Source organism: Rhizobium sp. 01L419, assembly GCF_056400025.1.
Window position 1 is genome coordinate 142,908 of sequence record NZ_JBFTSM010000021.1, and the last position, 10,079, is coordinate 152,986.

The following is a 10,079-nucleotide window of genomic DNA, read 5'->3' on the forward strand; positions in this document are numbered from 1 at the left end:
ATGCCGGTGCGCCTGCGCCGGCATCCCTTTTCCATCGTGCCTGCCCGGCACCGGGACAGACTTCATGATACGTTACATTTTCCAGCGCCTGCTCGGCATGATCGTGGTGATGTTTCTCGTCGTCACGATCGTCTTCATCATCGTGCGCGTCACCCCCGGCGATCCGGCGGCCGTCATGCTCGGTCCGGATGCGACGTCGCAGGATATCGCCGATCTGCGCGCCAGCCTTGGCCTCGACCGATCGATCGGCGTGCAATATCTCTTTTATATCGGCCAGCTCCTGAAGGGCGATCTTGGACAGTCGATTTTCCTCAACATGCCGGTCACCGCGGCGCTGTTCGATCGCGCCGAACCGACCTTCTTCCTGACGATCTTTTCGCTTGTTATCGCCAGCCTCATCGCCCTTCCGATCGGTATCTATGCCGCCTACCGCCGGGGTTCCTTCATCGACCAGGCGGCAACGACGCTTGCAATGTTTGCCGCAAGCATTCCGAGCTTCTGGCTCGGCCTCATCCTCATGCAGGTGTTCGCCGTCCGCTTCGGCCTGTTCCCGGTCTCCGGATACGGCGGACCGGGCTCGACATTCCTCGATCGCATGTATCACCTCACGCTGCCTGCATTCGCGCTCGGCATCGTCTCCTCCGCGCTCATCCTGCGCTTCACGCGCGCCTCGATGCTCGATGTGCTGGGTGACGATTATATCCGGACAGCTCGGGCCAAAGGCCTGATCGAACGCAGGGTGATCCTCAAGCACGCTTTGAAGAATGCACTTATCCCGATCCTGACCGTCCTTGGTCTGACCGCTGCCGTGCTGATCTCGGGCGCAGTCGTGACGGAGACCGTCTTCGGCCTTCCGGGCGTCGGCAATCTCGTGGTCTCGGCTGTTTTGCGTCGTGACTATCCTGTTATCCAGGGAGCGCTTCTGGTGATCGCCGCGCTCTACGTCCTGATCAATTTTGTGATCGACATGCTCTACCTGCTCGTCGATCCGAGGGTGCGCTACTGATGACGGATATCGTGATCAAGCCGGTCGAAAGCGAAGGCCGCAAATTCATCCGCCAGTTTTTAAAGCGCAAGACAGTCGTCGTTGGCTTGCTCATTCTCACAATTTTCGTGCTGCTGGCGATCCTGGCGCCATGGGTTGCACCCTATTCGCCGTCGAAGCTTTCGATCATCAACCGTCTGAAGCCGCCGAGCGGGACATATTTCTTCGGCACGGACGAGTTCGGCCGGGATGTGCTGTCACGCACGATCTTTGCCGGCCGCCTGTCTCTGCTCGTGGGCGTCGCGGTCGTAGCACTTTCGGCAGTGATCGGGGTTACGCTCGGCCTGCTCGCCGGCTTCTTCAAGAATCTTGACACGCCGATCGCCCGCCTCATCGATGCGATGATGGCCTTTCCCGACATCCTGCTTGCGATCGCACTCGTTGCGGCTCTCGGTCCGTCGCTGACGACTGTGATCATCGCGCTGTCGATCGTCTATGCGCCGCGCCTGGCCCGCATCGTCCGCGCCTCGACGCTCGTTATCCGCGAACTGCCCTATGTCGAGGCGGCTCAGGCGCTCGGCATTTCGACCTTCCACATCATGACCCGGCATGTGTTGAGAAACCTGCTTTCGCCGATCCTGGTGCAGGCGACGTTCCTCTTTGCGAGCGCAATGCTTGCGGAAGCGGGCCTGTCTTTCCTCGGTCTCGGCGTCAGCCCGGAAATCCCGACCTGGGGCACGATGATTGCCGCTGGCCGGCAATATATCGGCCAGGCCGACTGGATGACGCTGTTTCCGGGTATCGCCATCATTCTCTCGGTGCTTTCGCTGCAGATGGTCGGTGACGGTCTGCGCGATATGCTCGATCCCAAACTTCGAAAGGATCTCTAAAATGACCGGTGAAAAAGCGGGCAAGCCGCTCCTCCTCACCAATATCAGGCCTGTCGGCTTTGGCACTGGCACGCCCGATGGCGCGATCGATATCCTGGTCGATGCCGATGGCAAGATCGCCGGCCTCGGCCCATCCCTGGCGGCGGCTGACGACGTGACACGCATCGACGGTAAGGGCGCCTTTGTCTCCCCCGGCTGGGTCGACCTGCATGTGCATATCTGGCACGGCGGCACGGACATCTCGCTGCGCCCATCCGAATGCGGCGTCGAGCGCGGTGTAACGACGCTGGTCGATGCCGGTTCTGCCGGGGAGGCCAATTTCCACGGCTTCCGTGAATATATCATCGAGCCGTCCAAGGAACGCATCAAGGCCTTCCTCAATCTCGGCTCCATCGGACTGGTGGCCTGCAACCGCGTCGCGGAACTGCGCGACATCAGGGATATCGATCTTGACCGTATTCTCGAATGCTATGCCGAAAACAGCGAGCATATCGTCGGCATCAAGGTGCGCGCCAGCCATGTGATCACCGGCTCCTGGGGTGTCACCCCCGTAAAGCTCGGCAAGAAGATCGCCAAGATCCTCAAGGTGCCGATGATGGTGCATGTCGGCGAGCCGCCGGCCCTCTACGATGAAGTGCTTGAAATCCTCGGTCCCGGCGATGTCGTCACCCACTGCTTCAATGGCAAGGCGGGCTCCAGCATCATGGAGGATGAAGACCTCTTCAATCTCGCCGAACGCTGTGCATCCGAAGGCATCCGCCTCGACATTGGCCATGGCGGCGCCTCCTTCTCCTTCAAGGTGGCGGAAGCGGCGATTGCCCGCGGTCTCCTGCCGTATTCGATTTCAACCGACCTGCATGGCCATTCGCTGAACTTCCCGGTCTGGGATCTGGCCACCACCATGTCGAAGCTTCTGTCAGTCGGCATGCCCTTCGACAAGGTGATCAATGCTGTGACCCATGCGCCGGCATCCGTCATCAAGCTGTCGATGGAAAACCGTCTGACTGTTGGTGCTACCGCCGAGTTCACTGTCTTCGATCTCGTCGATTCCGACCTTGAGGCGACAGATTCCAATGGTGACGTCTCGGTGCTGAAGAAGCTTTTCGAGCCGCGCTATGCGGTGCTGGGCAACGAGGCCTTCACTTCCAGCCGTTATGTGCCGCGCGCCCGCAAGCTCGTGCGCCACAGCCACGGTTATTCCTACCGGTAAGACCAGAACTCAAGACATAGCATGACAGGAGTTTGCGTGAACCAGTCTTCCGCCACCGCCGGCCCGCCCGTTACCGCAGGTCAACCCAGCACGTCGCCCTACGAGCGGCTAGCAGCGCTTGGCATCCAGCTTCCGGCTCCACCGCCGCCGATCGCCAACTTCGTCACCCATGTGCAGGAGGGCAACATGCTTTACCTGTCGGGGCAGGGGCCTCGCGAGCCAGATGGATTCATGCATGTCGGCAAGGTCGGCGCCGAGGTCGGCGTCGAAGCCGCCTACCAGCATGCAAAGCTGACCGGCATCAATCTGCTTTCCGTCATGCATGAGGCGCTCGGCGACCTTTCGCGTGTCAAGCGCGTTGTCAAGCTGCTCGGCATGGTCAATGCCGTGCCGCATTTCGTCGACCATCCTGCAGTTATCAACGGCTGCTCGGATCTCCTCATCGATGTCTTTGGTGAGGAGATCGGGCAACATGCCCGCTCTGCAGTCGGCTTCGGATCGCTGCCAGGAAACATCACCGTCGAAATCGAGGCCATCGTCGCGCTGAGATGAGGATGCGCATGATTGCTCGGGCCCAACAGATTGAAATTGGAGACACCCATGTCTGAGGACATCCGCACATCGATCGGCCTTCGCCCGGTCATCAACGTTTCTGGCACCATGACCAGCCTCGGCGCCTCGATCGTCGTTCCCGAGGCTATCGCCGCCATGTCGTCGATCCTACCGCATTTCGTCGAGGTCAACGATTTGCAGCGCAAGGCGAGCGCCGTCATCGCGCGGCTGACCGGCGGCGAGGCGGGTTTCGTGACCGCCTCGTGCTCGGCAGGCATTTCGCTCGCCGTCGCAGGCGCCATCACTGGCAACAATCTGCTCGCCATCGAGAAGCTGCCGGATGTCGTCCCGGAAAAGAACGAAGTTCTTGTCCAGATGGGCCACATCGTGAGCTACGGCGCGCCCGTCGATCAGGCGATCCGGCTTGCCGGGGGCAAGGCGGTGCTGGTCGGCCAGGCGACATCCACCCACCGTTTCCATATGGAACAGGCAATTACCGAAAAGACGGCGGCCGCCGTCTATGTCGTTTCGCATCATGTCGTCGACTATGGCCTGCTGAACCTCAAGGAATTCGTCGAGATCGCCCATGCCAAGGGCGTTCCCGTTATCGTCGATGCGGCCTCGGAATATGATCTCAAGATATTCCTGGAGCAGGGGGCCGATGTGGCGCTCTATTCCGGCCACAAGTTCCTGGGCGGCCCAACCTCGGGCATCGTCGCCGGCAAAAAGGAGCTGGTGCGCTACGCCTTCCTGCAGAACATGGGCATCGGCCGCGGCATGAAGGTCGGCAAGGAAAGCATTTTTGGCGTCATGGCGGCGCTGGAGGCCTGGGAAAAGCGCGATAATGCCGGTATCCGCGCGCGCGAGACGAGCTATCTCAACCTCTGGAAACAGACGCTTGACGGCCGCCCCGGCGTTACCGCGCTGATAGAACCGGACCCGACCAACAACCCGCTCGATCGCATGCGCGTGATCATCAATACCGATGAGGCCCATATCACCGCCTGGGATCTTGCCGATGCTCTCGGCCGCGGCTCTCCGCCGATCGTCGTCCGCGACCACGAAGTCGAGCATCGCTACTTCTATCTCGACCCCTGCAACCTGCATCCGGGCCAGGAAAAGATCGTCGCCAGCCGCCTGGCCGAAGAGCTCGACAAGGCGCGTGCCTCCAACGAGATCATCGCGACACCGATCGAAGATCGCAGCAAGCGTCGTTTCGAAGGCGTGCTGAAGTGGCCGGACTGATCTGATATCCGGGGCGAATTTTAAGGAAGCGATCATGACAGGCATCCAGGCACAATCCATCGCAGCGGCAGAGCCGGTCCTCTCCGTCCAGAATCTGACGACATCGTTTCTGGTCGATGGCGCCTGGAAGCCGGTCGTTCGCAATATTTCCTTTGATGTCGCACCGGCAGAGACAGTCGCTATCGTCGGCGAAAGCGGCTCCGGCAAGAGTGTGACTTCCCTGTCGATCATGCGCCTTCTGCAGTTGGATTCGAGCCGCATCGAAGGCAAGATCATGCTCGGCGGGCGCGATCTTCTGGCCCTGCCGGAAGGCGAAATGCGCAAGGTTCGCGGCAATGATGTCGCTATGATCTTCCAGGAGCCGATGACGAGCCTCAATCCGCTCTTCACGATCGGCGACCAGATATCCGAGGCATTGCTCTGCCACAGGCCAATGTCGAAGGCAGAAGCCCGCGCCGAGACGATCCGGCTGCTTGAAAAAGTGCGCATCCCCTCGGCCGCCTCGCGCTTCGACGAATATCCCCACCGCTTTTCCGGCGGCATGCGCCAGCGCGTGATGATCGCAATGGCGCTTGCCTCGCGGCCGAAGCTCCTGATCGCCGACGAGCCGACGACGGCACTCGACGTGACGATCCAGGGCCAGATCCTGGATCTGATCAAGATGCTGCAGGAAGAGGAGGGGACCTCGGTTCTGTTCATCACCCATGACATGGGCGTCGTTGCCGAGATCGCCGACCGTACCGTCGTCATGTATCGCGGCGAGCAAGTGGAAACGGGGGTGACGGCGGATATCTTTCACCGCGGCAAACATCCCTATACCCGCGCCCTGCTGTCTGCCGTCCCGGTACTCGGCTCCATGCAGGGCTACGAGCGGCCGCTGCGCTTTCCTGTCGTCAATACGGCGACCGGAGAATCTGACACGCCGGTCGAGACGGCCGATACAGTCGCGGCAGCCGCCCGTCCGGTATTGGAGGTGAAGAACCTCACCAAGCGCTTCGATATTCATTCGGGCCTCTTTGGCAAGCTGACCGGTCGCGTCCATGCGGTCGAGAACGTATCCTTCGATCTCCATGCGGGCGAGACGCTATCGCTCGTCGGCGAGTCCGGCTGCGGCAAGTCGACAACCGGGCGCGCAATCATGCGGCTGATTGAGGCGCAGAGCGGTTCTGTCATTGCCGATGGCAAGGATGTGCTGGCGCTCGGCAAGGCGGGCATGCGCGAGATGCGCAAGACCGTGCAGATGATCTTCCAGGACCCCTTCGCCAGCCTCAATCCGCGTATCCGCGTCGGCGATGCCATTGCCGAGCCTTATCTCGAGCACAGGATGGGTACGGCAAAGCAGGCAAAGGAGCGCGTCGCAGACCTCCTCGCCAAAGTCGGACTGACACCCGACATGGCTTCGCGCTTCCCGCATGAATTCTCCGGCGGTCAGCGCCAGCGTATCTGTATTGCGCGTGCGCTTGCACTGGAGCCGAAGGTCATCGTGGCGGATGAGAGCGTCTCGGCACTAGACGTTTCGATCAAGGCGCAGGTCATCAACCTGATGCTCGATCTGCAGCAGAGCCTCAACCTCGCCTTCCTGTTCATCTCGCATGACATGGCCGTCGTCGAGCGCGTCAGCCATCGCGTCGCCGTCATGTATCTCGGTGAGATTGTCGAAATCGGCCCGCGAGCGGCCGTTTTCGGCAATCCGCAGCATGACTATACCAAGAAGTTGATGGCAGCTGTGCCGGTCCCCGATCCCGACCGCCGTCGCGAAAAACGCGTTGTTGCTAACGACGAGATCAAAAGCCCGATCCGGCCTGTCGATTATAAGATCAAGCCGCTCGGGTACCGCGAGGTATCGCCGGGGCATCTGGTGGCAAACTGAGGGCGGCTTTCGCCGCCACGACATCTGTGGCTGCTTCAAGAAAGCCTACGGCATTGGCTCGAAAATCGAAATCGATTTTCGGAAGCCTGATGCTTGGATTCAACGAGTTAGGGCGTCTTTAACAAGTGCGAATGCACGCACCACGCCCTAGTGCCTGGTATCGTCGGCTCGAAGTTGGTCAATCGCTTCAAGCGCTTCGTCCGCCGTCCAGCCGGCGCGCAACGCCGCAGCGACCAAGCGAACCTCCGCCTCCATTTCAAGCCTCAGATAAAGTCCCTCCAGGGCCTCCTTGGCGGTGACCACGTGATCGTCGTGCGGTACAACGTGAGCATTGCGTGAGGTCATAGACACATTCCTCTCCTTCCTCGAGGTGGGTTGTGCTTCTTGTTAGGGCGATAATAGGTTCGTGGTGTCCCAGAGAACGATTACGCGCCTGCGTTGATTTTGTTCCATCCTTTTTGGTGCCGCCGACGCGAGCATCAAGCATTTTTGTTGCGTTCCGGTCCTGTGCCCGTGAATAACACGGCCAATGGACCATTGACGAAATTGCGGTAGAACGACAGACCTCCACAAATCCCGGAGGCCAAGAGATATATGATGCCACATTTGCAGGAACTGATCGACTGGATTATTGCCGAGGGACTATCGACCGATACGATCGAGACCGTTCTGCAGGGTGTGGCGGAGCGGCTGATGGACCTCGGATACCCGATCATCCGTGCGTCGATCGCTATGCCGTCGATTGATCCCGTACAACGCGGGTCTTCGGTCGCATGGTACCGATCGTCCGGCTTTTTGACGGAAGTTCAAGGACATGACGAAGCGGGCCAAGAGTTGTTCCAGCGCTCGCCTGTTGCTTATCTCCTGGCGAACGACCTCGATTACGCCCGCTGGAAATTGCCGCCCGGACCGGACGCGCCGCCGATTCCGCTGCTGACGGAGCTAGCCGAGCTTGGAGCCACCGATTACCTGATGAAACTGGCCCGATTTCCCGGGGATACTGCGCTTGCAGGTGTCAGCTTCTCCCTCGCTGTCGATCATCCCGAGGGATTTTCCGATCATCAGATTGCCGAACTGCGGCGGTTGATGCCAGCCCTCACTCTTACCTGTTGCCGGATCGCGACCACACGCGTTGCCACCGACGTGCTCGCGGTCTACACGGGTGCCGGAAGCAGCAGTCGTATCCTAGGTGGCCATATACGGCGCGGCGACGGTACCGCGATCTATGCGGCGATCCTTCTGGCTGATCTCAAGAATTTCACGTCACTCAATGAAAGGCATGCGCCCGAACGCATCGTTGCCTGGCTCAATGAACACTTCGAGGCGATCGGCGCCCCGGTCGAGCAGGAGGGCGGCGAGATCCTGAAGTTTATGGGCGACAGTCTGCTCGCCATCTTCCCTGCCGATATAGACAACCCGGCCGAGGCATGCCGCCGCGCGCTATCGGCGGCTCGAACCGCCATGGACGCCAATGGTGATGTCAATCGCAGGCGAGAGGAAGCGGGACAGCCAGGGCTTCTCGTCGATATCGTCCTTCACGTCGGCGAGGTCTTTTATGGGAACGTCGGTGCGGCCCGCCGCCTCGACTTCACGGCGATCGGCAGGGCGGTCAACGAAGCGGCGCGCATGGAGAAGCTGGCCGACGAAATCGGCCACAGCCTGCTGGCATCCGCCGATTTCGTTTCGCAGACGCCAGGCCGTTTCGAGAAAGCGGGCATTTTTCCACTCAAGGGCGTCGCTCGTCCAGCCGCGATTTACGCCTGGCCAGATTGACCATTCACGCTATCGGATTCTGCGGGCTTTAGCGGGCGGGAATGAACCGTCAGAAGAGCGGACGCCGTGTCATCTGCGCCACCTCGCAGACGTATGTGGCCGCGCATCATGCGAGCTTTGCGTAGTGCCCGAACAAGGCCTCGGCATTGTGGAAGCAGATCTTCTCCGTGTCTTCCTTGGGAAGATCGAGAGCTGCTGTGAGCCCTGAAGGTCTGAGAATGCTACAGGGCGTGGCGCGGGTATTCGCAGGAGCTGCGTATGGAGGATCCTTTACTTCCTGCGAAAAGACTGAAGCCGCAGCTTCGGCCCGTCTGCAATCTATGGAATGTCTCTCGACTCCAGTTCCGGGCAGCTTGCCTCGTTTCCAAAGGTGATCTCCTTGCGATCTCCGTTAAGCGTCAGCCCCCTGAAGGTTAGTAGGTTCTCGTCGCGATAGACGATCTCGCTTCGATAAATCCCGGCGCGTATCGCTCTGTTCCTGGCACGACTGACGTTGCACTGCCCGATTGGAGGCGAAACATGCCAGTTGGAAGTGCCTTGCGCGTCGGTTTGCCAGCCTTCGGCTGAAGCAAGCGTCGAACCAACAAGCAGCGCGAATGCTGAAAGTACAAACATGGACGACAATCGAGATTTCACGATGTTACTCCGAGGCGATCCAGCTATCGATGCCTCCGGTATTATCTGAAATTGCTGAATAGATCATCCGACAGTGGTCAATCGGCTTGGACTTCTCAGGGAATGGTGAACAATTGGAATTGCTCGCGACTGCGGTGACATGTCGGGGCACGGTACCGCCGGGTTCGGCAACCGGCTGCATCAGAAACAATGAAGCGCACTGATGGCCGTTCGCAGCTGCGTGTTCGGCGTCCTGATCCGGGGGGCTGCGAATAGAGTCGTGCCCGGTAGCAGCTCAAAGTGACATTGTTGACTGGTCGGCGCTAGCGCGACGATCGACGCTAGGCGAGTTTAAGCCAGTAGGTGATCGATACTCATACGTTAGCACACGATGTGGTTGGAGAACTCGGCTCCCACAGAGACGGCAACTGCACGAAGTTAGCATTGGTGGCTCGAGCTAATCGGCCGACGATATTCTTGCCTAACTGATGCGATGCGCAAGCTCCGGCGACGCAGCGATCGTAATCGCATGCTGTGACGAAGTTCTCGCGCCATTCCGGGCGAGCGCCAGATCGTCTTGGATTGGAAGATACGCGGGCGTCTCAGCTGTATATGGTGTAGGGCCTTCAATCGGAGTTTTGGCCGTTGATACAACCGCTTACCCGTAAACGTTGAGAATGCACATCTTTTGGAGTTTGGAGATTTTGACGTGCATTGCTTTGCGAAAGACGGAGGTGCCTTTTCACAATACAGCTAATAGTTCCATAAGATAGATTATGCGATTTTCATSTGTAAGGGGGTACATTCTATTTCCAAGTGCGACATGCCAATGATTTCAATGGCTTCACTTTGGAGATTTTGGCATGTCCCGATGCTATCAGCAACTATCCCTCGCCGATCGACGGCGGCTTCACCACCTCGTCGCACGCAAGGTGCCGA

General features: G+C 59.5%; 9 protein-coding genes. 7 read left to right on the plus strand and 2 right to left on the minus strand.

Going from position 1 to position 10,079, the window contains the following annotated elements; genetic code table 11:
* The first annotated feature begins 64 nt into the window (after positions 1-64).
* Genes AC1DUP_RS31430 through AC1DUP_RS31455 form a run of 6 tightly spaced genes read left to right on the plus strand, consistent with a single transcriptional unit; the run spans position 65 to position 6,752 of the window.
* Positions 65-1,006 carry an ABC transporter permease gene (locus AC1DUP_RS31430; RefSeq protein ID WP_162748517.1) on the plus strand — a complete coding sequence of 314 codons (942 nt, stop codon included), beginning with the start codon at positions 65-67 and terminating at the stop codon, positions 1,004-1,006.
* The gene (locus tag AC1DUP_RS31435) at positions 1,006-1,875 is read left to right on the plus strand and encodes an ABC transporter permease (protein ID WP_477836677.1); all 870 of its coding nucleotides are present in this window, start codon (positions 1,006-1,008) and stop codon (positions 1,873-1,875) included. The genes AC1DUP_RS31430 and AC1DUP_RS31435 overlap by 1 nt, the downstream gene beginning before the upstream one ends.
* Before the next feature lies 1 nt (position 1,876).
* Positions 1,877-3,085 carry an amidohydrolase/deacetylase family metallohydrolase gene (locus AC1DUP_RS31440; protein WP_113296437.1) on the plus strand — a complete coding sequence of 403 codons (1,209 nt, stop codon included), beginning with the start codon at positions 1,877-1,879 and terminating at the stop codon, positions 3,083-3,085.
* Between the two features lie 21 nt (positions 3,086-3,106).
* Complete coding sequence (locus tag AC1DUP_RS31445) at positions 3,107-3,637, plus strand: RidA family protein (RefSeq protein WP_477836678.1); 531 nt, start codon at positions 3,107-3,109, stop codon at positions 3,635-3,637.
* 48 nt (positions 3,638-3,685) lie between these two features.
* The gene (locus AC1DUP_RS31450) at positions 3,686-4,882 is read left to right on the plus strand and encodes an aminotransferase class V-fold PLP-dependent enzyme (RefSeq protein WP_477836679.1); all 1,197 of its coding nucleotides are present in this window, start codon (positions 3,686-3,688) and stop codon (positions 4,880-4,882) included.
* 34 nt (positions 4,883-4,916) lie between these two features.
* Positions 4,917-6,752, plus strand: coding sequence for an ABC transporter ATP-binding protein (locus tag AC1DUP_RS31455; protein ID WP_477836680.1), 1,836 nt, complete (start codon positions 4,917-4,919; stop codon positions 6,750-6,752).
* A gap of 147 nt (positions 6,753-6,899) precedes the next feature.
* Here AC1DUP_RS31455 and AC1DUP_RS31460 read toward each other — a convergent pair whose 3' ends face one another.
* Positions 6,900-7,097 carry a hypothetical protein gene (locus tag AC1DUP_RS31460; RefSeq protein ID WP_113296441.1) on the minus strand — a complete coding sequence of 66 codons (198 nt, stop codon included), beginning with the start codon at positions 7,095-7,097 and terminating at the stop codon, positions 6,900-6,902.
* A gap of 252 nt (positions 7,098-7,349) precedes the next feature.
* On the opposite strand from AC1DUP_RS31460, the gene AC1DUP_RS31465 reads away from it, so the two are divergent.
* Positions 7,350-8,525: an adenylate/guanylate cyclase domain-containing protein gene (locus AC1DUP_RS31465; RefSeq protein WP_477836681.1), complete on the plus strand. Its 1,176-nt coding sequence runs from the start codon at positions 7,350-7,352 to the stop codon at positions 8,523-8,525.
* A gap of 318 nt (positions 8,526-8,843) precedes the next feature.
* On the opposite strand, the gene AC1DUP_RS31470 is transcribed toward AC1DUP_RS31465, so the two are convergent.
* A complete protein-coding gene (locus tag AC1DUP_RS31470) occupies positions 8,844-9,140 on the minus strand; it encodes a hypothetical protein (RefSeq protein ID WP_113296442.1) in 297 nt (98 codons plus the stop codon).
* Positions 9,141-10,079 lie beyond the last annotated feature (939 nt).